The following is a 24,157-nucleotide window of genomic DNA, read 5'->3' as shown; positions in this document are numbered from 1 at the left end:
GTTAAATAAAAAAGTTATCTAAACTATTAGATAACTTTTTTATTTATTATATATGTTTATATAAATTCATTTTGTTATACTTTAAGGTAGATTTTTTTTGTTTTTTTCATAAACTCTTTTAAGGAATCTGTTTCTTCACACAAAACTTCTTCAAACTTAAGTTCATTATTATATCTTTTTATATAATCTTCAAGATTATAATTTTTTAAGTTTCTTTCTGCATGTGATTTCATTCCCATTATAATCATTTTAAAAATATCCACATCAATTTCATTATCAAATATCTCAATAATATCCCAATTAGTAATTGTTTCAAAATATGCTATTTTATTTTTTATATCCTTATATAGTATAGCTATGTTTATCTTTTTTAGTGATGTAAACATAGGCCTATATGTTAATATCGAAAAAGCTATTTTCATTAAATACTCCTTTCTATAAAAAATTCAAAAGGGATATCTATTAATTTAGATATCCCTTTTGAATTTTTTATGTTTGATAGCAGACTATGTTGTGCTAACTAACATGTTTTTAAATTTAATCATCAAATTTTCTTAACTTATTTTAAAGACATTGGCGAGTGTCTTTTTTATATTCCAAATGACCATTCGGATACTTCAAGAAAAAGTATAAATATATTAAATAGTTATGGATTAATTATAACATCAAAGGAAATAAAATACAATATTTTTTATAAACAATATATTTCTATAATAAAAAATATATATTAAACACAAAATATGTATTATAAAAAAATTAACATAAAACTATGATGAATAAAAATATGTATTATAAAAATAATTCTAAAAAGGGGAAATAGCATGTTTAAAAGTAAAGAGGTACTAACTTTGTTAAGGGGAGATGAAATTGATTTAAAGCATTATAAAGTTCAAAGCTATGAGATGTGGTTAAATATCATAAAGAAAAATCCTTTATATATTAAATATATAGGAGTGGCTGAACCCAATCTAAGTAAGGAGCAGATTAATAGTTTATGTTTAATATCAGTAAGAAAGCTACCATGGACTATATCCTATGTACAAAATCAAACTCCAAGATTATGTTTAGAGGCAGTAAAAGATTGGGGGTCGTCTCTTCAATATATAAGAAAACAAACAAATAAAATTTGTCTAAGTGCAGTAAAAGATTATGGGAAAGCCCTTATGTATGTAAAAGAACAGACAGAAGAAATATGTATAGAGGCAGTAAAAGAAGATGGGATGGCTCTTAAGTATGTAAAGAATAAAACAGAAGAGATATGTCTTGAAGCATTGAAACAAGATAAATATTCAATTAAATTTATAAAAAACAAATTAAAGTATGAAAAAATGTTTAATATCAAATATTTGGAACCACGAGGGTATGCAAATGAAGTATTTGCTATAAAAGAAAACGGAATGTGGTTATTTACAGTAGGTTGTCAAGAAAACATTACTAAAGAAACTTTTATTGATAGAATCTATAATGAAGGTGGAGGGTTTGATTTAGAGAAAGGGATTAATATTCATAGGCAGGTTTATCTTAATTTTTTAAAGCAATTTTAAATATAAAAAATTAATAGATACTATTTTTAAGGCTATTCATGAATGTTGACTATTGGCTAATATATTTGATATAATAAAATAAAATTGTATTATTGCTTATTTGTATTAACTAAAAGTTAAAAATAAAAGACCACCTAAAAACAAAGATGGTCTTTTATTTTTTTGTTGATATTTATTAATAAAATTAGAAAGTTACTAATTATTAACCAGGTTGTATTTATATCAAAAAATCTAATATTTACTTAGTATATATACTAAGTAAATAGCAAGATATATAAATTATAAAAATAAAAGTAAATCACTATACTTATATATAATACATATAAAAAAGTTTTATTAAATAAAAAAATAAAAAGGGAGTGGTTTTATGTTTGGGATTTATATATTTGAGTTTTTGTGCATGTTTTTTGAGTAAGGCAATTTTTCTGGTTAGTAGTTATGTTGTTTGTAACAATAAGATTTTTATATCGTAGAGGGGTATTTGACAAATACATAACTAAATGTATAAAAAATTTTGAAAAAAATTAAAAAAACTTTTAATAAAAAATAAATCAGGTTAAAATAGGTAATAAGAGAGGTGCTAAATATGAAATTTTTTGAGATAGGAACATCTGACTTTAAAGAATATATAAATAGTGGTGCATACTTTATTGATAAGAGTTTGTTTATAAAAGAAGTATGGAATGATAATAAGTACATATTAATAACTCGTCCAAGAAGGTTTGGGAAAACTTTAAATATGAGTATGCTTAAATACTTTTTTTCTAATAAAGAGGCTGAAGAGAATAGGGAGCTTTTTAGAAAATTAGAGATTTCAAAATATGAAGAAATTATGAATGAGCAAGGGGAATATCCAGTAATATTTATAAGTTTCAACGGTTGTGATATAAATGATTTAGAAAGTTTAAAAGAGCTTATTGTAAAGAAGATAAAAAATGAGTTGGACCGTTTTGATTATTTAATAGATATGTTACCAGCAAGAAAAGCTAAAAAGTTTGAACGTATATTAGATTCTAATAAGGATTCGGATTTAATTGAATCTGTAGCATATCTATCTGAGATATTACATTCAACTACTGGTAAAAAACCAATATTATTGATTGATGAATATGATACTCCTGTTAATAAAGCATATACAGAGGGGATATATGAAGAAATAATAAACTTTATGAAGGCGTTTTATTCAAATTCAATAAAAGATAATATACATGTAAAAAAAGTAATTATGACTGGAGTTCTTAGAGTAGCAAAAGAGAGTATTTTCTCAGGGTTAAATAATTTAAGTGTATATACAATTAGAGATAAAGGGTATGAAAGTTGTTTTGGATTTACTAAAGGAGAAGTAGAAGAGATACTTAATTATTTTAGTATAGATAGAAATATAAAATCATTAGAGGATTATTATGATGGTTATAAGTTTGGAGATACTGAAATATATAATCCATGGTCAATAATGAAGTATGTAGAAAATGCATCTAAATATAATGATTATATTGAAAAACCATATTGGATAAATACCAGTTCAAATGATATAGTTGTAGAACTGGTAAATATTAAACACAAGGATGGTATTGAAAAACTTATAAGTGGAGAAGAAGTAATAGATATTATTGATGAGAATATAGCATTTAGATATATTGCAGATGAGTCAACTTCTCCATGGAGTTTACTATATTTTAGTGGATATTTAAAAATATCTAATGAATATGATTATGGTCAAGTTGGTTTAGTAATTCCCAATAAGGAAGTTTTGCATTTTTTTAAGAATGAAATAATCAAATGGTTTAATATTGATATGAAAATTGAAGAATATATTCCTATCGTTTTAAGTTTAATAAAAGGAGATACAGAATCATTTAAGAAAGGATTTAAAGAAATATTAGCTGGAGTATTTAGTTATTTTGATTTAAAAGGCGATGAAAGTGAACAATATTATCATGTGTTTACGATTGGTATTATGGCTTTACTTTCAGATAATTATATAATTAAGTCAAATAGAGAAGCTGGAGATGGAAGGGCAGACCTACTTATAATACCTAAAGATGTATCTAAATTAGGAATTATAATGGAATTTAAAAAATCTGATAAAGAAGAATTCTTATTAAAAGATGCCAAAATCGCACTAAAACAGATAAATGATAAAAAATATGATAATGAATTATTAGCATTAGGAATAAATAATATATTAAAAGTAGGAATTTCTTTTTATAATAAAGAATGTGAAATGATTTTTGAACAATAACAAAAAAAAAGAAGTACTTAATTATTAAAATTAAGTACTTCTTTTTTTTGTTTTGAATAAAAATACAGTAGTGATTTTTGTGTTTAAATATATATAGAATTAAGCAATTTAATTATAACATTAAATAAGTAAGATTCCAATATTTTATATAAACAATAAAAATGTGATATAATTATTATAAATAAAAATACTTTGTTTGTATAAATAATAATTTACAAAAAGGATGGTTATATGCTTAGAAAAGAAATAGATTTAGATTGGATAAGAAAATATCCAGGGGATTTAAAAAATGCAAAAAAACAAACCTATGGAATGTGTATAGAAGCAGTGAGAAGGAATGGTCTGTATTTTATGGATATAAGATGGGGTGAAGTAAATTTATCATATGAAGAAATAAATAATATATGTGTGGAGGCAGTGAAAGAAAATTGCTTAATGCTGAGAGTTATTGATAAAGTAGTAAAATTCTATAGGTGTCCTAAAAACACTTTTGAGATATGTATAGAAGTAATAAAAGAGGCTCCAGAAATTTTTAAAGAAATGCCATTTGATGAGATTAATTTAACGCAAAAAGAAATTAAGGCTATTTACTTGGAATATCTAAAAAAAACTGAATGTGATTTAAGTATTGTAGAAGATCAGGCTATAATGTACTTAGAAATAGTAAAGTTAAATGGTCGTTTTTTAAAATATATAAAAAATCAAACAGAAGGAATTTGTCTTGAAGCGGTGAAAAATTATGGACCAGCTTTGAAGTATGTAAGATGGAATAAACTTTCAAATAATAGAAACGAAAAATTATATGAATGTTCCAGTAATCGAGTTAAATATTTTCATGCAAAGTTAAATAAGATAAAAAATAAATTTTCAAGTAAAGAAAATGAGAGAATTTGTCTTGAAGCAGTAAGACAAAATGCCTTAGCTCTTAAGTATGTAAATAAACAAACAGAACCAATTTGTATGGAAGCTCTAAAGCAGAATAAACATGCAATAATGTTTATAAAAGATAAAAATAAATGTTTAAAAGAATTTAATATCAGATACTTAGAAAAACAAGGAGATACAAGAGAAGTAATAGCTATTAAGGAAAATAATAAGTGGTTATTTACCATAGCTTGCCAAAGAGATATTACAAAGGAAGAATTTGTAGATAGAATATACAACACTAATGGTGGATTTGACTTGAAATTAAGAATAAATGTTCATAGGCAAAGATATCTTAATTTTTTAAAAGATTTTTATTAAATGTAAACTGATTTTATTAAATATAAATTTATATATTTAAATAATTATAAATTTTATAAAATAATTATAAATATAAAAATAAAATTAATAAAAATAAATTATAAATAATTATCTAAATTAATATATAATCTTTTTTATTTTGGATAGATAATAAAATTATAAAAAATAGAAAGGCTTACTATAGTTACAGTATAAGATAGAGTTTTTATAAAAAATAAATACTGGGAATGACTTAGAAGAGTTTGATATTAAATATTTAAAAAAACAAGGTAAAGTAAGAGAAGTAATAGCAATAAAAGAAAATGAAGAGTGGTTATTTACAGTAGGTTGTCAATTTAAAATGACCAAAGAAAAATTCATATATAGAATCCATACAGATAATGGTGGATTTAACTTGAGATTAGGTATTAATGTTCATAGAAAAGTATATCTTAATTTTTTAGAACAATTTGATTAATATAAAAGCTATCTATTGATTTAGATAGCTTTTATTATTGTTTATAAATAAAAAACTATGTATGTAAAAATAGAGTTTTTAAATATGTATTAAGTAAATAACAAAAGAAAGATACTTATTGTAAATTAATTAAAACAATAATGTATATGGGAGAGTGTGATATTTTAAAGATACCTGATTTATTAATAATTTATATAAGGAATATATATTATGATATATAAATTATTAAATGAGGTGTGTGTTATGAACCAAGTGGATATAGATTTAAAAAAAATTAAGCAAGTTCCAGGATATTTAAGTCACATAGAAAATCAGACAGATGAAATGTGTATAGAAGCAGTTAAAAGATATGGAATTGCACTTAAATATGTAAAAAAGCAAACAAAAGAAATATGCTTAGAAGCAATAAAACAAAATCCTTCAGCACTTAGATTTGTAGAAGATAAAACGGATGAGATATATCTTGAGGCAGTAAAACAAAATGGTAGAGCCTTAATATATGTAAAAAAGCAAACAGTAGAAATATGCTTAGAGGCAGTAAAACAAAACGGATTAGCACTTGAGTATGTAAATTGGGCAAAATTCTCAAAAGAACAGCTTAATGAAATATATGTAGAAGCAGTCAAACAATGTGGAGGTGCCCTTAAATATGTGAAAGAACAAACTCCAGAAATATGCAAAGAAGCAGTCAAACAGAATGGACAAGCACTTAAGTATATAAAGGGGGACGGATTTTCAAAAGAACAGCTTAATGAAATATGTTTAATCGCAGTTAATCAAAACGGATTGTCTCTTATTTATATAAATTGGACTGAATTAGAAGGTAAATTCTCAAAAGAACAGCTTAATGAAATATGCATAGAGGCAGTAAGGCAAAATGGTAGAGCTTTAGAGTACGTGAGAGAACAGACTGAAGAAATCTGTATAGAGGCAGTAAAAAAAGATGTATCAGCTTTTTATTATGTAGAAAATCAAACAGAGAAAATTTGTTTGATTGTAGTAAGTCAAGATGGGACTTTATTAAGAATGGTAAAAAGACAAACAAAGAAAATTTGTTTAGAAGCTATTAAGAATAAAGCTTGGTCTTTAGAATATGTAGAAAATCAAACAGAGGAGATGTGTTTAATGGCAGTAAGACAAAATGGGACTTTATTAAGAATGGTAAAAAGACAAACAAAGAAAATATGCTTAGAAGCTATTAAAAACAAAGCTTGGTCTTTAGAATATGTAAAAAAGCAGACAGAGAAGATATGTTTAATGGCAGTAAGTCAAGATGGGACTTTGCTGAAATATGTAAGAAAACAAACCTCTAAGATATGTAAATGTGCGTTAATGCAGGATAGAGGAGCAATTATATACATAAAAAATAAAAAATATTTAAAAGAATTTGATATTAAATATTAAATTAGAGATAAGCTTAATTTATTAAGTTCGGTTGTTTATATAAAATATAAATGTTCTTATTATAAAAAATTAAAAATAAACTTTAAATCAAATAATAAAAAAGAAGACATAGAATTGATAAAAGAATATAAATTAAATGAAATTGTCTCGTCTGATAAATTATTTATGAATGAAGATTCAAAGTTTTTAGGTTATAGTCTTAAATTAAATGTAGCTAATTCAATTGTTTTTAATATTAATTTTGAAATGACAAAAGAATTACAGTTAGAACATGAATTATTGCATAAAAAAAGGGCTATAGGATTGAGGTTAGTACAAAGTAATAAGGATGAATCAGTAGTAGATGTAGGAAACGAAGCTCTTACAATATAAAATTAAAAAAGATAGGATGATTTTTAATAACAAAAAATAGCTGTCTATTAATTTAGTAAGTTATTTTTATTTATAAAAAATAAAATATTAGAACAGAAATATACAAAATATTAAAAAAATATTGAATATAAAGAATATTTATGATATTGTATATAGTATACAAAATACTTAGAAATAAAAAAGGAGATAATATTATGGGACAGTATGAAATAGATTTAGGAAGAGTAAAAAGTTATCCTTATTATTTAAAAAAAATTAAAAATCAAACTTATGAAATGTGTATGGTAGCAGTTGAAAAATGGGGTTTAGCAATACAGTTTGTTGTATGGGATGACCTTAATTTGTCTAAAGAGAAACTTAATAAACTATGTCTTAAAGCAGTAAAGAAAGATGGGTATGCACTTGAGTATCTAAATTGGGATGAATTAACTAATAAATTATCTGAAAAGCAGATTGAAAAAATATGTATAGAAGCAGTAAGAAAAAATCCATGGGCTTTAAGATATGTAAAGTTTGAATATTTATCAAAAGAGCAAACAGAAGAAATGTGTTTAATTGCAGTAAAACAAAATGGGGGAGTTTTAAAATATGTGAATGAACAGACTGAAGAAATATGTTTAGAAGCAGTAAAACAAGCTGGATATGCACTTAAGTATGTAAATAATCAAACAGATGAGATATGTAGAGAAGCTTTAAAACAGGATAGATTTGCAATTAAGTTTATAGATATGAAAGAAAAATATTTAAAAGAATTTAATATAAAATATTTAGAACCTCAAGGAGATATAAGCGAAGTAATAGCTATAAATAAAAATGATCAGTGGCTATTTGCTATAGACTATGAAATAGATATGATTAGGAAAGATTTTATAGATTATATTCATTCTATTATTAATGATTTGAATTTAGAAAAAGGTATAGATGCTTATAATCAGGTATATTTTGATTTTTTAGAACAACTTAACTAATAAAAGAAGCTATCTATTAACTTAGGTAGCTTTTTCTTTATTAAGTCTAAAGGATAGTGATCTCATTTTAACTAAAGTTGAAAGATTTTTATACTGCTTATATTATATAGACAAATCTAAAGAAATCAACTTATATAATTTTATAAAAATAGTGATACAAAACTATATTAAATAAAAAAGTTTTATTAAATATAAGTTGAAAAGAGGTCGTATAAAATGAAAAAGAGAGACATCTATTTAGAGGTTGTTAAACATTGTGGTTATAACTTAAAGTATATAGAGAACCAGGACTATGAAATGTGTTTAAGATCAGTTGAGAATTATGGTACTGCATTAAGATATGTAAAGTGGCAGGAGTTAAATTTAAATAAGAGACAAATATATAACTTGTATTTAAAAGCAGTAAAACAAAATGGCAAAGCACTTAAGTATATAGATGAACAAACCGAAGAATTATGTTTAATAGCAGTCAAGCAAGATGGTAATGCACTTAAACATGTAAAGATAGATAAATTCTCAAAAGATCAAATGTATAAGATTTGTATTGAAGCAGTTAAACAGAATGGACGTTCTTTAATATATGTAGACAAACAACTTGATGAAATTTGTATAGAAGCAGTAAAACAAAATGGATTAGCACTTGAATATGTAAAGAATAAAACGTATGAAGTATGTTTACTTGCAGTAAAACAAACAGGATGGGCCTTAACTTTTATAAAAGAGCAAACATATGAACTTTGCATAGAAGCTATAAGACAGGATAGTAGAGCTCTTATGTTTGTAAAGTGGGAAGAATTAAATAATAAATTATCTAAAAAACAGACTGAAGAAATATGTATTGAAGCTTTAAAGCAAGATATAGATGCTTTGGAATATATAGATTTAGATGAATTAAAAGAAATATATTCAAAAGAAGAGCTAAATGAAATGTATACAGAAGCACCAAAAAGAGTTAAGCGTGCTATTAAGTTTTTAAGAAATAAAAAGAAATAGTATTAGATATAAAAGAGTCTTCTAAATTAGCAGAAGGCTTTTTTATTATATTAAATATTTATGATTAAGTAAAATTAGTTTAATATATTTTATATAAACAATTAATATTGTATATTTATTATAACAAGTAGTGAAAAAATGAGAAAATAAGTATACTTATTATAGATAAGATGTTTTATAAAAATAATTTTAGAAGGGGTCAGACAAATGAATCAATATAAAGGAGAAAAGAGGGCTATGTTAAAAGAAAGCTTAAAAAATATAAATAAACAAATAAGTTATTTAACTAATACCAAAAGACAAAATTATAAAATGTGTGTAGAGAAAGTTGAAAAGAATGGATTAATGATTCAATTTTTTAAGTGGGATAAACTTAATTTAACTCAAGAGCAAATCGAAGAAATTTGTTTAGTTGCAGTAAAAGAAGATGGCAGAGCATTAGAGTATATAAATAATCCAACAAAAGACATGTGCATAGAGGCAATAAAGGAAAATGCCTTATCCCTTAAATATATAGATAAGCAAACTATAGACCTTTGTACAATGGCAGTAAAACGAAATGGATTAGCTTTAGAATATGTAAAGTGGAATGAATTAAAGGACAATCTATCAAAGGAGCAAATTGAAAATATTTGCTTAATAGCTGTAAGACAAGTTCCAAACGCTTTAATATTTGTAAATAAAAAAGAACTTAATCTTTCAGATGAACAAATGAGGGATATTTATATAGAAGCTGTTAAACAAAATGGATATGTTCTCCAAGACATAGAAGAACAAACAGAAGAAATATGTTTAATCGCAGTTAGGCAAAATGGCTTTGCTTTGTGTTATGTGAAAGAACAAACTCCAGAAATATGCCTTGAAGCTGTAAGAAATAATGGATGGTCTCTACAAAACGTTGGAGAACAAACAGCAGAAATATGTTTTGAAGCAGTAAGACAATGCTCAAAATCTTTAATATTTGTACACAATCAAACTCCAGAGATTTGTTTAGAAGCTATAAGAAGAAATGGATTAGTTTTAGAATTTATATTTAATCAATACGAAAAAATCTGTGTGGAAGCCGTTAAACAAAATGGTATGGCTTTATACTATGTAAAAAAACAGACTCCAGAGATTTGTCTTGAAGCAGTAACTCAAAATGGCTTAGCTTTACAGTATGTGAGAGAACAGCTCGATGAAATATGTTTAAGAGCTATAAAACAAGATGGAATGGCTATTAAATATGTGAGAGAGCAAACAGAAGAAATGTGTATGGAGGCAGTTAAATTTTACTGGAGAACTTTACAGTATGTGAAAGAGCAGACAGAAGCAATTTGTTTGGAAGCATTAAAGCAAGATAAATATGCAATTGAATATGTTAAAGACAAAGAAAAATATGAAACTATGTTTGGAGTTAGATATTTAAAAGGTAAAGGTAAAGTAAGAGATGTAATAGCAGTTAAAAGATATAGTACATGGTTATTTACAATAGGGTGTCGTTATGAGATAACTAAAAAAGAGTTTATAGAGAATATTTATAATGACAATGGCGGATTTGACTTAGAAAAAGGAATAAATGTTCATAGACAAACTTATCTTAATTTCTTAGAACAATTTAATTAAAAAACTTTAATATAGAAGAGCTATCTATTAATTTAGATGGCTCTTTATCCAAGGCAGGCGAAATACTCCATCCTCAACGTAAGTAGGGTGGAGATGTAAGTCTGAAATATGCTAATATAAACTAAAGGAGGTGAAGAAATGATACAGATGAAAGCTTTTAAGTTTAGAATATATCCAAATCAAACTCAAAAAGAAATAATAGAAAAATCTTTTGGATGTTCGAGGTTTGTGTATAATCACATGTTAGCACTTCAAAAAGAAAAATATGAAAATGAAAGTGAGTCATATTCAAAGTATGATTTAATTAAAAAACTTCCATCGCTTAAAAAAGAATATGAATGGCGCTAATCAAAGGAAAGATTACCTACATCAGATATCAACTAAACTAATTAGAGAAAACCAAATAATTTGTTTAGAAGATTTGAAAGTGAGTAATATGATTAAGAATCATAAATTAGCAAGTGCAATACAGGGATATAAATGCCAGTATAAATATACTAAAAGAAGGATTAAGATTAGTGGGGATGGAACAGCCCTTAGAGCCTATGAATGCTTAGTGCAAAAGTACTATCGAATAGGAATCTCCACCTTCAAATATTACCAAAGGTAGTTAAGGTGGAGTAGTTCAAAGTAGTTTACTTAAATTTAAATAAATTTGAAAATGGGTATATAAAAACAAAAAGCCACTCCCGCACAAAGAGTAACTTTTTGTCCCAACATTGATTATATTTTTTATTTATTATAGCACAAACTTAAGAAGATAGAAAGCCATTAATTTAAAATATATGTATTTTTATCTAAACTAACATATAAAAATAATATGTAATATAAATATCAATTAGTTTGATGTAAATTGAGTATGATATTAAACAGAACAATATAAAATAAAGTGCAAAAAATTAAAATATCAATAAAATCAGTATAGTTATTATAAATAATATGAAAAAATAGTATGTTATCATACAAAATATGTGTTGAAGCAGTAAAGAATAATGGATTGGCTTTAGAGTTTATAAAAAAACAAACCCCAGAGAGATGTCTTGAAGCAGTAAGAAAAAATGGGCTTATTGTTCGTTTTGTAACAGAGCAGACAGACATAGTTTGTAAAGAATCCCTAAAACAGAATAGAGGTTCAATTAAGTATATAAAAGACAAGGATAGATATTTAGATGAGTTTGGGGTTGGATACTTAGAAGCTCAGGGTAATACAAGAGAAGTATTTGTTATCAAGAAAAATGGTCAGTGGTTATTTACTATAGGATGTCAAAACAATATTACTAAAGAAGAATTCATATATAGAATTTATAATACAGATGGAGGTTTTGATTTAGAGAAAGGAGTTAATGTCCATAGGAAAATATATCTTGATTTCTTAAAACAATTTTAACAACATAAAGAGAGATATCTAAATTAATAGATATCTCTCTTTTCTTCTACTCGTGGCAAGAGTAAAAGTGGCTGGGAATTTGATTTTTAAATCAAATTCCATAAATTTAAAAAATAACTTTCAGTTATAGAACTTCACTCTACCGCAAAATAGATTGTAGTTCTTCTTGCTTTTATTATACCACAAACCTAAAAAAATAAGATATCTTAAATGAAAATTTATTATATTTAGAATATGGAGATATATTAATATGAAAAAATATTGAGAATAGATATATAAATGAAAAAATAGAATTAGTGGAAATAAAAAAGATTTCTATGGAATTTGTTATATATACAAAAAATAAATCTATGAAATGTGTATAGAAGTAGTGGCACAAGATAGTTTGTTGATTGAATTAATACTTAGCACTACACTTAGAGGTAACATTTAATTAGTTTTTAAAATCTATTAAGTATTGTGATAGTATGTATTATAGAGAGAGAAATATTGAGGAGGAATTTATAAATGAATGTATGTATATACTCAAAAAAATCTGAGCCAGAAGCAAACTTTAAAAAACAAGAACATATATTCCCAGCTTCATTAGGTGGGAAAAGTACGTTACCAAAAGGATATGTAAGTGATGAAATAAATGAAAAATTTTCTAAGGAGTTAGAATTAGATTTTACAAGAGAGGGTTTTTTAGCTATATTAAGACAATTTATAGGTCCTGGTTCAAGAGGAAATATTAATAATCCTAAAAAGGCTACTCAGTCTAAAGTACACCTTATTTTGGATGAAGATGATAATAATGCATTAGGATATATTGTTAAAGGAGTACCAAAATACATAAAACAAATTATATTTAATTTAGAATATGGAGCTTTATCTAATTCCACTAAATTATTTTTGCCAAAAGCCGAAAATGAAATGGAAGAATTAGAAAAATTCCTTCAAGCAGATTATAGTAATACAACAGTTATAAAAGATAGTTACATTCCTAAAAATAAAATAATGCTTGGATTCAAAGAATATCAAGAAAAAGGTAGAGGCTCTATTAAGCAAAAATGGTTTATAGGGCACAATCCAGAGGTAACAATAAACGATGAATTAAAAGATAAAATGGAAATTCTTATTAAAAAACTTTATGAAAATTCTATAGGGAAGGAAGATGATTCAATTGTAGAATCGCAACATGTGAAATCATATCAAAGTATAAGATTTGATATAGAAAAATTTTATAGAACATGTGCTAAGATAGCTTTTAATTATGTCGCTTCTGTTGTTGGACAAGAAATAGTATTAGGTGAAGAATTTGATGATATTAGAAATTATATTGTAAATGGTGGTAATGGAGATTTTGTTGAAGATGTAAATGCTATTGTAGATCCAAAGGCAAAACAAAGAACCAATTATTTAGGTGTTAAACATGCAATAATAGCTTTTTCCGTAGAAAATGAGATAATAGTTTTTTTGTCTTTTTATGGTGAATTCGATTTTATTGTTCGAATACCATATAAAATTGACATATGTAAATTGCGTGAAGTATTAAATAAACAAGTTATTGTTATTAATTGGGAAAATAGATGCGAAGAGAAGATACCTACAAAGAAAGAGCTCTTAGACCAAAAGTTTGAAGAACTATTAAAAGAAGAGGTCTAAACCAATAGACTTCTTCTTAATAAAAAACATTTTACTTTGGTAATAATATTATGTTGCTATTTGTATTGTCGGAAATATAGGTATTGTTAGTTTCTATTATTGATTTATTGTTGGTTTCTATAAGTATTTCTTGTTTTTTAGTATTTATATTATAGCAATAGAGACCTTTTAAATAATTTAAAATATTCATGCATGTATTCTCTTTTATCTCATAGTATTTAAGAAACGCAGAAAAGTGTATGGCATCTCTAAAAGTACTTGTTTTTTTACAGGGATCAGAACAATTTAAATTAAGCAAAATATCACTCATTAAATGAAAAGCAGAGTTATATAGTGAACCAAAATCAAATGTGAATGGGATTTTACAATGTATAAAACTGTTTTTACCAGAATTATTTTTTTTGTATATCAAGATAGTATCTATTGTAAAGTTTCTCTGCTGGGTCGAATGAAATTCCAATAGATAGACCATTATAGCATTTCATTTGATTTGTATTCCATTTAACTGTTGTGGCATACCAAGTACTACTATTCTCTTTTTTTACAAATAAATCCGTTTTCCATATGCCACTTATATTGTTAGGGAGGTTTTGTCTATGTTTTTTCAGATGAAATGAATTATATACACAATCAATATGATTTTTAAAATTATATTGGTTATTTAGACTCCAAATAGTATTCTCATTACTAAGAAGAGTTTTTATATAATCTACAGATAAATCTGTTCTTTCTCCTGCCCATAAAATAGCATCTATATTATCAAAGGTATTCTCAAAAGAAAGTAAGTTTATTGCCTCATTAATTAAACCTTGTATGTAAAAATTTTTATTTTTTATTGAATTAAAGATATAATATTCCCAACAGATACCTTTCATTCCACTATTTTTATGAAAATAGGATTCATAGATCAAACTCAATTGTGCCAAAGTAACATCTTCTTTGCGCCTACAATTTAGATGTATTAAATGTTTATTTGTGATTTTAGAAAAATAGACTTCTAAAATACATATAGTTGAGATAAGTACTTTATTTTGATAATCATAATAAGATATTATTTCCCCATGGTTTTCTGTCACTAAACTGTTCATATTAATTTCACCTTTCTTATATTTTTATATGTACATTATATAATTTATCAATTGGTTGTTAAAGATATATATAAGATTTCCAATATAGATAGTAGATAATTACTATTTAGTATGGTAAGTTCAAATTATAATTATATTGATATATGTGTATATCAATTATATATATTTAGTTTTATTTTATTTGTTTATGATAAATTTTAAAAGGTTTTATTTTGAACTGAAGAAAGATAGGAAAAGTAAAAGTGATATAATAATTTTAAGGAATATTAAGGGGAGAAACGAAAATGAAAATGTATGAATATGACTTAGAGAGAGTAAAAAGAGATCCAATGAGTTTGAGAAAAGTTGAAAACCAAAATTATGAAATATGTAAAGAATCTTTAAGTAGAAGTGGATTAGCTCTTGAATTTGTTAAATGGGATGAGTGTAATTTTACAAATGAACAGATACGCAATTTATATATTATTGCTGTAAAAGAGAATAGAGAAGCTTTAAAGTTTGTAAAAGAACAAACAGAAGAGATTTGTATTGAAGCAGTCAAACAAAATGGATATGCAATTGGATTTGTAGATAACCAAACTGAGAAACTATGTATAGAAGCAATTAAACAAAGAGTAGAGGTTTTTAGTCATATTAAACTAAGAAATCGTACAGAGAAAGTTTGGATGGAAGTAGTAAGAAAAGATGGACAATATTTAAATCATGTTGAAAAACAAACAGAAGAGATATGTTTAATAGCAGTAAGAGAGAACGGATTTGCATTAGGGTTTGTAAAAAATAAAACATTTAGACTATGTATAGAAGCAGTTAGACAAAATCCAATGGCTATAAGTAGGATTGCTTATATTAATCTGACAAAAGAACAACTTACAGAGATTTATATAGAATATATAAAAGGTATAAAAAATAATATAAAAGAAGACTTGAAATACATAAAAAAATATCCAAAATCAGTATATTTAGAGTTGATAAAAATTAATTATTATTTTTTAAGTTATATTGAAGAACAAACAGAAGAGATGTGTCTAATGGCAGTAAGACAAAATGGATGGTCACTGCAATATGTAAAGAATCAAACAGAAAAAATTTGTAAAGAAGCAGTAAGACAAAATGGTAGGGCTTTATTTTTTGTAGAAAACCAAACTGAAGAAATATGCTTAATAGCATTAAAACAAGATATAGAATCTTTTGAATTTGTAGAAGACCAAACAGAAGAGATGTGTCTAATGGCAGTAAGACAAAATGGCTTATTTCTTAAATATGTAAAAGAACAAACTACAGAAATATGTATGGAGGCAGTAAGACAAGATGGATTAGCTTTATTTTTTGTAGAAAACCAAACAGAAGAGATATGTATGGAAGCAGTTAAACAAAATGGATATGCTCTTGAAGATGTAAAAGAGCAAACAGAAGAAATATGTTTAAAAGCAGTTAAACAAAATGGAGGATCATTATTTTGGGTAATAGAGCAAACGGATAGAATCTGCATGGAAGCAGTTAAAAATGATGAAAAAGTACTTAGATATGTGAGATCACAAACAGAAAATATGTGCTTAAATGCAGTAAAAAAAGAATGGTTAGCCTTAAAGTATGTTAAAGTACAAACAGATGAGATATGTATAGAAGCTCTAAAGCAAGATAAACATGCAATTAAATATATAAAAGATAAGGATAAATATTTAGAAGAATTTAATATTAAATATTTAAAAGAACAAGAAAATACAAAAGAAGTAATAGCTATAAAAGAAAATGGAAAGTGGTTGTTTACTATAGAATGTGAAGAAGATCTTACTAAGAAAGAGTTTGTAGATTATATTTGCTATGATTATATTTGTCCTGAATATATGTGTTGTGAACATATCTCTTATGATGAAGGATTTAATTTAGATGAGGCTATAAATACTCATAAGCAGGTATATTTTGATTTCTTAAAGCAATTTGAATAAAAAAGATATATGTTAATTCAGATATCTACACAGAATATTAATGTTTAATTCAGTAATTTTAAATACATAGAAAGTTTAAATTAATTAATTTAAACTTTCTATCTCAACTAATACTTAAAAATATTAAATTTATATTACTTAATTTGGAATAAGTTGATTATATAACTATATAAACATATTTGCAATATTTTATATAAACAATAAAAATGATATAATTATTATAATTTAAATTAAAAATAATATAATATAATAAAAAATAGTATTGTAAAAATATAATCGAAAAGAGGAAAGATTAAATGAAATGTATAGATTTAGATTGGGTGAAAAAACATCCATGGGATTTGATAAATGCAGAAGAACAAAGTTATGAGATGTGTATTAATGCTATAGGGGAAAATGGATATTTGCTTAAAGATGTAAGATGGGATGAACTTAATCTAACTGATGAGCAGATATATAACTTATGTATAGAGGCAGTAAAAGAAAATGGGAGGGCTTTAAAGTATGTGATAAAACAGACTCCCGAAATATGTATGGAGGCTATAAGGCAATGTGGAGAAGCTTTACAGTATGTAAACAATCAGCTTAATGAAATGTGCCTAATGGCAGTAAAACAACATGGAGATTATATATTTTATGTAAAAGATCAAACAGAGGAACTTTGCTTAATTGCTTTAAAGAAAAACGGATTAACTCTTGAGTATATAAAAAATCAAACAGAAGAACTATGTCTTGAAGCAGTAAAACAAAATGGATATGCTCTTAGGTTCGTAAAAATACAAACACCAGAAATATGTATTAATGCTGTAGGGGAAAATGGTTTATCTCTTAGATTTGTAAAGTGGGATGAACTTAATTTAACTAAAGAACAGATATATAACTTATGTATAGAAGCAGTAAGACAAAATGGATATGCTATTAAGTATATAAAGTGGAATAAATTAAAAGGCAAATTCTCAAAAGAACAAAAAGATGAAATATGTATTGAAGCAATAAAAAAAGATGTCTTATTGCTTAATAGTTTAGAGGATAAAACAGAAGCAATATGTATTGAAGCAGTTAAAAAGGATATATTAGCTCTTAAATATATTGAAAATCAGTTCGATGAAGTATGTAGAGAAGCTCTAAAACGAGACAAAACCGCAATTAAATATATAAAAAATAAGGATAAATATTTAAAAGAGTTTGATATTAGATATTTAAAAAACCAAGAAAATATAAAAGAAGTAATAGCTATCAAGGAAAATAATAAGTGGTTATTTTCTATAGGGCATGAAAATAATATTACTAAGGATGAGTTTATTTATAGAATTTATAATGAAGGAAGAGGTTTCGATTTAAGATTAGGTATAAATACTCATAGAAAGGTATATGTTGATTTTTTAGAACAACTTAACTAATAAAAGGGGCTATCTATTAATTTAGATAGCTTCTTTTATTTTATATAAACAATAAAAATGATATAATATATTATATAAAATTAAAAAAGATGGGGATATTATAAAAAATATATATAATAAAGAATATAGAGTTTATTTTAAAAAGATTCATAGAGACTGGAGATATTTATCACTTACAAGTGAATTAATATTCTACTAAATATTAAAAAATATAAATTTATATTTTTTAATAATTATAAATTCATAGAAATAATTTAAAATAATTAGTAATGATTAGAAATAATTAGAAATATTTAAAAATAGTTTTAAATATTTAAAAAAATAAATTATAAATAATTATAATATAAAAAGCTATTTAAATTAATAAATAGCTTTTTATATGCAGTTTAAATACACGTAGTGTTAATTAAGGTTTAACAGCAATGAATGAGCTAAGAAACTTAATTAAATAGTGGTTTGAATACACATACTGCTAAGGTTTAATTGATGTAAGTAAGTCATTTATTAATTTTAGAAATGCTTAAAATATAGTAAATTCAATTAGGATAAACGGTTATATCCCAACTAACAGTTAAAAATAAGAATGTAGACATTCCAAATGATGCATCAATTATCTTGGAATAATTTAATTATAGCACTATATAAATTGATTTATAATATTTTATATAAACGATAAAAATAATGTATTTATTATAAATATAATTAAAAGTAATATAATAAATAAAAAATAGTGTTATAAAAATAAAATTAAAAAGGTGGAAGAATAAATGAATAGTAGAGAATTAAATTTAAAAAAAGTTGAAAAACAAAATTATGAAACATGTAAGAAGGCTTTAAATAGAAATGGATTAATGCTTGAATTTATAAAATGGGATGAGTACAATTTTACAAAGGAACAAATGTATAATTTATATCTTATTGCTTTAGAAAATAATGAAAATGCTCTTAAGTATGTAAATTGGGATGAATTAGAAGGGGGCTTCTCAAAAGCACAAATAGAAGAACTTTGTTTGATAGCAGTAATGGAAGATGGATTAACTTTAGAATATGTAACAGAGCAAACTCCTAAGATATGTATAGAAGCTCTAAAACAAAATAAATATGCGATTAAATATGTTAAAGATAAAGAAAAATATGAGAAAATGTTTGACCTTAAATATTTGGAATCTCAAGGAGATGCAAGTGAAGTGTTTGCAATAAAAGAAAATGGAGAGTGGTTATTTACTATAAGTTATAAAGAAGATCTTACTAAGAAAGAGTTTGTAGATTATATTTATAATACAGGTGGTGGATTTGATTTGAGATTAGGAGTAAATATTTATAAACAAATATATTTTGATTTTTTAGGACAATTTGAATAATATAAAAAGAGCTATCTATTAATTTAAGATAGTTCTTTTACTCTTCTACTGTGGTTTTTTCTGGTGCTATCTTACTTAAGCTAAATTATTCATCTATTTATCTTTATAATGTATGTTATTATAATTGTCTTTCTAATTTAAAGTATTCAGATTCAAATTATCATATATTAGGAATCAGTATATCTGCAAAAAAATAAGAAAGCCACCCTGGGCGGAGTGACCTTCTTTACCACCCAAACACCTAAGAGTGGTTTCAAAAAATAAATTGATTTATTAATTCTATTATATCACAAATTTAATTTAAGTACACCTGTAGTTTGATAAAAAATTTAAATTAATATATCTCTTTTTTCTATATTATATATATTAAAACAGTAAAAAACTACCCTTGCAAGGGTAGTTTTTCTGCACTCAAAGTTGGAGCTAAGAGTGGTTGGGAACTTTATTTTAAAATCAAATTCCATAGATTTAAATAATTACTAATTGTTTAAATTACGAACTCTACTCTTGTTTGAAATAGATTGTAGTTCTTCTTGCTTTTATTATACCACAAATATAAAAATTTAAATACACAAAATGTTAAGGTTTAATTATATAAAAGTTCTATATTTTTGACAAGTGGAGTGGTTCAAATACACAAAGTGTTAAGGTTTAATTTAATTATTGCATCAAAAAAACTAAATAGCAAAAAAAGACTAATTTAAATACACAAAGTGCTAAGGTTAAAATAATTCATTCCTTAAATTAAGAAATGTTCACAAGATAGTAGTTTTAACTAATATAAGCTTTTTTATCCTAATCTATAGTTAAAAATAGAAAGTAGGTATTATATTAATAATCTTGGGATAATTTGATTATATCACTAAGTAAGTACACTTACAATATTTTATATAATCAATAAAAATAATATAATTATTATAAATAAAATTGAAAAATAATATAACAAATAAGATATATAGTATTATAAAAATAAATATAAGGATGGATATGTAAATGAGAGAAGTAAGTTTAAAAGAGATAAAAAGATTACCATGGGAATTTGAATATGCAAAAAACCAAACTTATGAAATGTGTGTAGAGGCAATAAAACGACAAGGGTTGTTACTTAAATATGCAAAATTAAATGAACTAAATTTAACTAAGGAACAGATATATAATTTATATCTTATTGCAGTTAAGCAAAATGGAGAAGCACTTAAGTATATAGAGGAACAAACCGAAGAATTATGTTTAATAGCAGTCAAGCAAGATGGTAATGCACTTAAACATGTAAAGATAGATAGATTATCAAAAGAGCAAGTAAATAAAATACATTTTGAAGCAGTAAGTAACTTTGGTGGAGCATTAGAATATATAGAAAATCAAACTCCTGAACTTTGTTTAATAGCAATTAAAAATTATGGAAATTCCTTAAAGTATGTAAATTGGAATATATTATCAGAAGAACAAGCCTATAAATTATATATAGAAGCAGTAAAGGAAAATGGATTAGCTTTGTATCATGTAAAAAATCAAACTCTTGAAATATGCACAGAAGCAGTTAAGCGAGATGGGATAGCTTTAATGAGTGTAAAGTGGGGAGAATTCTTAAAAGAACAAAGTTATGCAATCTGTATAGAAGCAGTTAAACGAGATGGAATGGCTTTAAATTTTGTAAAATGGGATGAATTCTCAAAAGAACAAACATATGAATTATGTTTAATAGCAGTAAGAGGGAATGGATTTGCCCTTCAATTTGTAAAAGAACAAACAGAAGAGTTGTGTCTTGAGGCAGTTAGGCAAGATGGAATGGCACTTCGATATGTAGATAAACAAACACCAGCACTTTGTATCGAAGCTATTAGACAAAATGGCTCAGCTCTTGAGTATATAGAGTGGCATATGTTATCAGAAGTACAAATAGATAAGATTTGTAGAGAAGCTCTAAAGCAAGATAGGCATTTAATTAGATATATAATAGATAAAGAAAAATATTTAGAAGAGTTTGATATTAAATATTTAAAAAAACAAGGTAGAGTAAGAGAAGTAATAGCCATTAAAGAAAATGGTAAATGGTTATTTACCATAGGTTGCCAATATAAAATTACCAAAGAGACTTTTATTGATAGAATCTATAATGAAGGTAGAGGATTTGATTTAGAGAAAGGTATTAATGTTCATAGACAAGTTTATGTTGATTTCTTAAAAGAGTTTGAATAGTAAAGAAGCTATCTATTAATTTAGATAGCTCTTTTTTATTACACATAGTGTTAAGGTTTAATAACTGTAAATAAGCTATTTATAAAATAAAAAAATGCTTACTATACATCAACTTCAATTCTTTTAAACTTTTTATACTATCAGATAATTAAAAAAGAGTGTAGACATTTCAAATCCTATATAATTAGCTTAACGATAAACTAATTATATAACTATAGAAACAAATTTATAATATTTTATATAAACAACAAAAATGGTATAATTATAATAAAAAATATTTAAGAAATATTATAAAGGGGATATATAAATGATTGAATTAAATTTAGACCTTAGAACTTATGAAACGTGTCTTAAAGTTGTAAAAAGTTCAGGTTGGTTAATACAAGAGATAAAGTTAGATGAACTTAATTTAAATAAAGAACAAATATATAATCTATATTTAAATGCACTTGGGAATTTTGGAAAAGGATTGAAATTTATAGAAGAACAAACTGAAGAATTATGTTTAATAGCAGTAAAAGAAAATGGGATGGCTCTTGAGTATGTAAAGAATAAAACTTCAAAAATATGTCTTGAAGCAGTAAAACAAAATTGGTGGGCAATTATATTTGTGGAAGACCAAAACAATGAAATATGTATTGAAGCTTTAAATCAAAATGTTAGGGCTCTAAAATACATGAATGACCAGTCTGAAGAAATATGCCTTGAAGCAGTGAAAAAGAATGGAAAGGCTCTTAAGTATGTAAATTGGGATAAATTCTCAAAGGAACAAGCTTATAAATTATGTTTAGAAGCAGTAAAACGAAGTGCAGAGGCTATTGAGTATGTAAAAGAAGATATTCTAAATATATGGTTAAAAGAACAGAATCTATAATGAAGATATGGGAATCTAACTTAAAGTTAGAAATAAATATTTATAGAGAAATATACTTTAGATTATTGAAAAATTTTATGGAATTTATTTAAATTATATAGAATAAAAAATTATATTTATAAATCAATATAAATAATTATAAATATTATAATAAAATTAATAAAAATAAATTATAAATAATTATAATGAAAAATATGTTTAAATTAATTGATATCTTATTTTTTTAACTTTATTTATAAAAAAATAGGAAAATTTACTATATCTATAGTGAGAAAATATAGTTTTATAGAAAATAAATTAAAAAGGGGAATATATAATGACTAAACAGGAGAGTGCTTTAATAGAACATCAGGAAATAGATTTAGAAGTAATAAATAGAAACCCTATTAATTTAAAATATGCTAAAGTTCAAACCTATGAAATGTGCCTTAAAGCTATAGAAAAAAATGGACTGTTACTTAAAGATGTAAGATGGGATGAAGGTAAAAAGAGATCCATCTGCAATTAGGTTTGTAAAAAGAAAAGGATTATCAGAGGATCAATTTGATAAAATATGTAAAACAGTTTTAAAACAGGATAAGCATTTAATTGAGTATATAAAAGATAAGAAAAAATATTTAGAAGAGTTTGATATTAAATATTTAGAAGAACAAAAAGGTGCTCAGGAAGTAATAGCAATAGAAGAAGATGGTCAGTGGCTATTTGATATAGGTTGCCAAGAAGATATAGACCTTGAAGAGTTTATATACAGAATTTATAATGAAAATGGTGGATTTGATCCAGAAGAAGGAATAAATGTCCATAGAGAAATATATCTTAATTTCTTGAAGGATTTTGATTAAATATAAAAAAAAGAACTATCTATTAATTTAGATAGTTTTTTTTGTTTATAAATGGAAGTTATTACTGACTATTATACACACTAAAAAGTAGTTGATACCTTGTTTGAAAACAGTTTATATCAAAATCAAAAGATGATATAATTAGAAATACAAAAAGAACTATATTATTGAGATATTATGCTTAGGGAAGATATATATATAGGCTGGATAAAAGAACATCCATGGGATTTAAAAGATGCACAAACTCAAACTTATGAAATGTACATAGAATCTATAAAAAAGATGGATTATTTCTTAAAGATATAAGGCTGGATGAACTGAATTTTAACAAGGAGTAGGTTAATAACTTATGTCCTATGGCAGTAAAAGAAAAAGGCTTAGCACTTGAGTATGTAAAGAATCAGACTGAAGAAATATGTAGAGAAGCATTAAGACAAAATAAACAAGCAATTATATATATTGAAGATTGGAAAATACCAAAAATAAACTAATAAGAAAACTTTCAAAGAAAATATGGAAGTTTGAAAGTAAAAAATATAAAAAAAAGGAGTAGCTACTCATCAAAACATTCAAAAGTAAGTAGACA

At 24.9% G+C, this 24,157-nt stretch carries 22 protein-coding genes and 2 pseudogenes; 22 read left to right on the top strand and 2 right to left on the bottom strand.

Annotation, left to right across the window (positions count from 1 at the left end; translation table 11 throughout):
- Window positions 1-74: 74 nt before the first annotated feature.
- Window positions 75-422: a hypothetical protein gene (locus IC218_RS16500; protein WP_216187986.1), complete on the bottom strand. Its 348-nt coding sequence runs from the start codon at window positions 420-422 to the stop codon at window positions 75-77.
- 399 nt (window positions 423-821) lie between these two features.
- Between IC218_RS16500 and IC218_RS16495 the strand changes: the two genes are divergently transcribed.
- The 13 genes and pseudogenes from IC218_RS16495 (at window position 822) to IC218_RS16440 (ending at window position 13,861) form a co-directional block, all read left to right on the top strand.
- Window positions 822-1,544 (top strand): DUF4116 domain-containing protein, encoded by a 723-nt coding sequence (locus IC218_RS16495; protein ID WP_227824928.1) that lies wholly within the window; start codon window positions 822-824, stop codon window positions 1,542-1,544.
- Between the two features lie 586 nt (window positions 1,545-2,130).
- On the top strand, window positions 2,131-3,786 hold the full coding sequence (locus tag IC218_RS16490) for an AAA family ATPase (protein ID WP_227824927.1): 1,656 nt from the start codon (window positions 2,131-2,133) through the stop codon (window positions 3,784-3,786).
- Window positions 3,787-4,017: 231 nt separating this feature from the next.
- The gene (locus IC218_RS16485) at window positions 4,018-5,031 is read left to right on the top strand and encodes a DUF4116 domain-containing protein (RefSeq protein WP_227824926.1); all 1,014 of its coding nucleotides are present in this window, start codon (window positions 4,018-4,020) and stop codon (window positions 5,029-5,031) included.
- Between the two features lie 232 nt (window positions 5,032-5,263).
- Window positions 5,264-5,488, top strand: a pseudogene (locus IC218_RS16480) (hypothetical protein); the annotation flags it as partial.
- 243 nt (window positions 5,489-5,731) lie between these two features.
- Window positions 5,732-6,892, top strand: a complete 1,161-nt coding sequence (locus IC218_RS16475) for a DUF4116 domain-containing protein (protein WP_227824925.1) — start codon at window positions 5,732-5,734, stop codon at window positions 6,890-6,892.
- A 114-nt stretch (window positions 6,893-7,006) separates the two neighbouring features.
- A complete protein-coding gene (locus tag IC218_RS16470; RefSeq protein ID WP_227824924.1) occupies window positions 7,007-7,264 on the top strand; it encodes a hypothetical protein in 258 nt (85 codons plus the stop codon).
- 194 nt (window positions 7,265-7,458) lie between these two features.
- Window positions 7,459-8,232 carry a DUF4116 domain-containing protein gene (locus IC218_RS16465; RefSeq protein WP_227824923.1) on the top strand — a complete coding sequence of 258 codons (774 nt, stop codon included), beginning with the start codon at window positions 7,459-7,461 and terminating at the stop codon, window positions 8,230-8,232.
- A 216-nt stretch (window positions 8,233-8,448) separates the two neighbouring features.
- Window positions 8,449-9,225: a DUF4116 domain-containing protein gene (locus tag IC218_RS16460; RefSeq protein WP_227824922.1), complete on the top strand. Its 777-nt coding sequence runs from the start codon at window positions 8,449-8,451 to the stop codon at window positions 9,223-9,225.
- 207 nt (window positions 9,226-9,432) lie between these two features.
- Entirely contained in the window at window positions 9,433-10,830 is a 1,398-nt protein-coding gene (locus tag IC218_RS16455) for a DUF4116 domain-containing protein (protein ID WP_227824921.1), read from the top strand.
- A gap of 138 nt (window positions 10,831-10,968) precedes the next feature.
- Entirely contained in the window at window positions 10,969-11,178 is a 210-nt protein-coding gene (locus IC218_RS16450; RefSeq protein WP_227824920.1) for a helix-turn-helix domain-containing protein, read from the top strand.
- A pseudogene (locus IC218_RS22280) lies at window positions 11,174-11,387 on the top strand (hypothetical protein); the annotation flags it as partial. The gene IC218_RS16450 and the pseudogene IC218_RS22280, both read left to right, overlap by 5 nt.
- 395 nt (window positions 11,388-11,782) lie before the next feature.
- Complete coding sequence (locus IC218_RS16445; RefSeq protein ID WP_227824919.1) at window positions 11,783-12,217, top strand: hypothetical protein; 435 nt, start codon at window positions 11,783-11,785, stop codon at window positions 12,215-12,217.
- Between the two features lie 507 nt (window positions 12,218-12,724).
- Entirely contained in the window at window positions 12,725-13,861 is a 1,137-nt protein-coding gene (locus tag IC218_RS16440; protein WP_227824918.1) for an HNH endonuclease, read from the top strand.
- A gap of 392 nt (window positions 13,862-14,253) precedes the next feature.
- On the opposite strand, the gene IC218_RS16435 is transcribed toward IC218_RS16440, so the two are convergent.
- Complete coding sequence (locus tag IC218_RS16435; RefSeq protein WP_227824917.1) at window positions 14,254-14,949, bottom strand: hypothetical protein; 696 nt, start codon at window positions 14,947-14,949, stop codon at window positions 14,254-14,256.
- Window positions 14,950-15,233: 284 nt separating this feature from the next.
- Between IC218_RS16435 and IC218_RS16430 the strand changes: the two genes are divergently transcribed.
- The 9 genes from IC218_RS16430 to IC218_RS21990 all read left to right on the top strand — a co-directional run bounded on the left by IC218_RS16430 (window position 15,234) and on the right by IC218_RS21990 (window position 24,062).
- Window positions 15,234-16,895 (top strand): DUF4116 domain-containing protein, encoded by a 1,662-nt coding sequence (locus IC218_RS16430; protein WP_227824916.1) that lies wholly within the window; start codon window positions 15,234-15,236, stop codon window positions 16,893-16,895.
- Window positions 16,896-17,191: 296 nt separating this feature from the next.
- A complete protein-coding gene (locus tag IC218_RS16425) occupies window positions 17,192-18,295 on the top strand; it encodes a DUF4116 domain-containing protein (protein ID WP_227824915.1) in 1,104 nt (367 codons plus the stop codon).
- A gap of 767 nt (window positions 18,296-19,062) precedes the next feature.
- Window positions 19,063-19,656, top strand: a complete 594-nt coding sequence (locus IC218_RS16420) for a DUF4116 domain-containing protein (RefSeq protein WP_227824914.1) — start codon at window positions 19,063-19,065, stop codon at window positions 19,654-19,656.
- A gap of 993 nt (window positions 19,657-20,649) precedes the next feature.
- Window positions 20,650-21,855 (top strand): DUF4116 domain-containing protein, encoded by a 1,206-nt coding sequence (locus IC218_RS16415; RefSeq protein ID WP_227824913.1) that lies wholly within the window; start codon window positions 20,650-20,652, stop codon window positions 21,853-21,855.
- Between the two features lie 307 nt (window positions 21,856-22,162).
- Window positions 22,163-22,729 (top strand): DUF4116 domain-containing protein, encoded by a 567-nt coding sequence (locus IC218_RS16410; protein ID WP_227824912.1) that lies wholly within the window; start codon window positions 22,163-22,165, stop codon window positions 22,727-22,729.
- Window positions 22,730-23,045: 316 nt separating this feature from the next.
- Window positions 23,046-23,237 (top strand): hypothetical protein, encoded by a 192-nt coding sequence (locus IC218_RS16405; RefSeq protein WP_227824911.1) that lies wholly within the window; start codon window positions 23,046-23,048, stop codon window positions 23,235-23,237.
- Entirely contained in the window at window positions 23,206-23,571 is a 366-nt protein-coding gene (locus tag IC218_RS16400; RefSeq protein ID WP_227824910.1) for a hypothetical protein, read from the top strand. The genes IC218_RS16405 and IC218_RS16400 overlap by 32 nt, the downstream gene beginning before the upstream one ends.
- Before the next feature lie 177 nt (window positions 23,572-23,748).
- Window positions 23,749-23,877, top strand: coding sequence for a hypothetical protein (locus tag IC218_RS21995; protein ID WP_255613219.1), 129 nt, complete (start codon window positions 23,749-23,751; stop codon window positions 23,875-23,877).
- 50 nt (window positions 23,878-23,927) lie between these two features.
- Entirely contained in the window at window positions 23,928-24,062 is a 135-nt protein-coding gene (locus IC218_RS21990) for a hypothetical protein (RefSeq protein ID WP_255613220.1), read from the top strand.
- Window positions 24,063-24,157: the final 95 nt, after the last annotated feature.

This window comes from Clostridioides sp. ES-S-0005-03 (assembly GCF_020658455.1).
GTDB lineage: Bacteria > Bacillota > Clostridia > Peptostreptococcales > Peptostreptococcaceae > Clostridioides.
Note: the sequence above shows the minus strand (reverse complement) of the source record. Positions and strands in the feature narration are given on the sequence as shown.

Coding starts and splice junctions, on each gene's coding strand:
- IC218_RS16490 (WP_227824927.1), top strand. CDS start 2,131: ATGAAATTTTTTGAGATAGGAACATCTGACTTTAAAGAATATATAAAT.
- IC218_RS16485 (WP_227824926.1), top strand. CDS start 4,018: ATGCTTAGAAAAGAAATAGATTTAGATTGGATAAGAAAATATCCAGGG.
- IC218_RS16495 (WP_227824928.1), top strand. CDS start 822: ATGTTTAAAAGTAAAGAGGTACTAACTTTGTTAAGGGGAGATGAAATT.
- IC218_RS16450 (WP_227824920.1), top strand. CDS start 10,969: ATGATACAGATGAAAGCTTTTAAGTTTAGAATATATCCAAATCAAACT.
- IC218_RS16415 (WP_227824913.1), top strand. CDS start 20,650: ATGAGAGAAGTAAGTTTAAAAGAGATAAAAAGATTACCATGGGAATTT.
- IC218_RS16405 (WP_227824911.1), top strand. CDS start 23,046: ATGACTAAACAGGAGAGTGCTTTAATAGAACATCAGGAAATAGATTTA.
- IC218_RS16475 (WP_227824925.1), top strand. CDS start 5,732: ATGAACCAAGTGGATATAGATTTAAAAAAAATTAAGCAAGTTCCAGGA.
- IC218_RS16400 (WP_227824910.1), top strand. CDS start 23,206: ATGAAGGTAAAAAGAGATCCATCTGCAATTAGGTTTGTAAAAAGAAAA.
- IC218_RS16410 (WP_227824912.1), top strand. CDS start 22,163: ATGATTGAATTAAATTTAGACCTTAGAACTTATGAAACGTGTCTTAAA.
- IC218_RS16445 (WP_227824919.1), top strand. CDS start 11,783: ATGTTATCATACAAAATATGTGTTGAAGCAGTAAAGAATAATGGATTG.
- IC218_RS16440 (WP_227824918.1), top strand. CDS start 12,725: ATGAATGTATGTATATACTCAAAAAAATCTGAGCCAGAAGCAAACTTT.
- IC218_RS16500 (WP_216187986.1), bottom strand. CDS start 422: ATGAAAATAGCTTTTTCGATATTAACATATAGGCCTATGTTTACATCA.
- IC218_RS16420 (WP_227824914.1), top strand. CDS start 19,063: ATGAATAGTAGAGAATTAAATTTAAAAAAAGTTGAAAAACAAAATTAT.
- IC218_RS16425 (WP_227824915.1), top strand. CDS start 17,192: ATGAAATGTATAGATTTAGATTGGGTGAAAAAACATCCATGGGATTTG.
- IC218_RS21995 (WP_255613219.1), top strand. CDS start 23,749: ATGCTTAGGGAAGATATATATATAGGCTGGATAAAAGAACATCCATGG.
- IC218_RS16435 (WP_227824917.1), bottom strand. CDS start 14,949: ATGAACAGTTTAGTGACAGAAAACCATGGGGAAATAATATCTTATTAT.
- IC218_RS16430 (WP_227824916.1), top strand. CDS start 15,234: ATGAAAATGTATGAATATGACTTAGAGAGAGTAAAAAGAGATCCAATG.
- IC218_RS16465 (WP_227824923.1), top strand. CDS start 7,459: ATGGGACAGTATGAAATAGATTTAGGAAGAGTAAAAAGTTATCCTTAT.
- IC218_RS16455 (WP_227824921.1), top strand. CDS start 9,433: ATGAATCAATATAAAGGAGAAAAGAGGGCTATGTTAAAAGAAAGCTTA.
- IC218_RS16460 (WP_227824922.1), top strand. CDS start 8,449: ATGAAAAAGAGAGACATCTATTTAGAGGTTGTTAAACATTGTGGTTAT.
- IC218_RS21990 (WP_255613220.1), top strand. CDS start 23,928: ATGGCAGTAAAAGAAAAAGGCTTAGCACTTGAGTATGTAAAGAATCAG.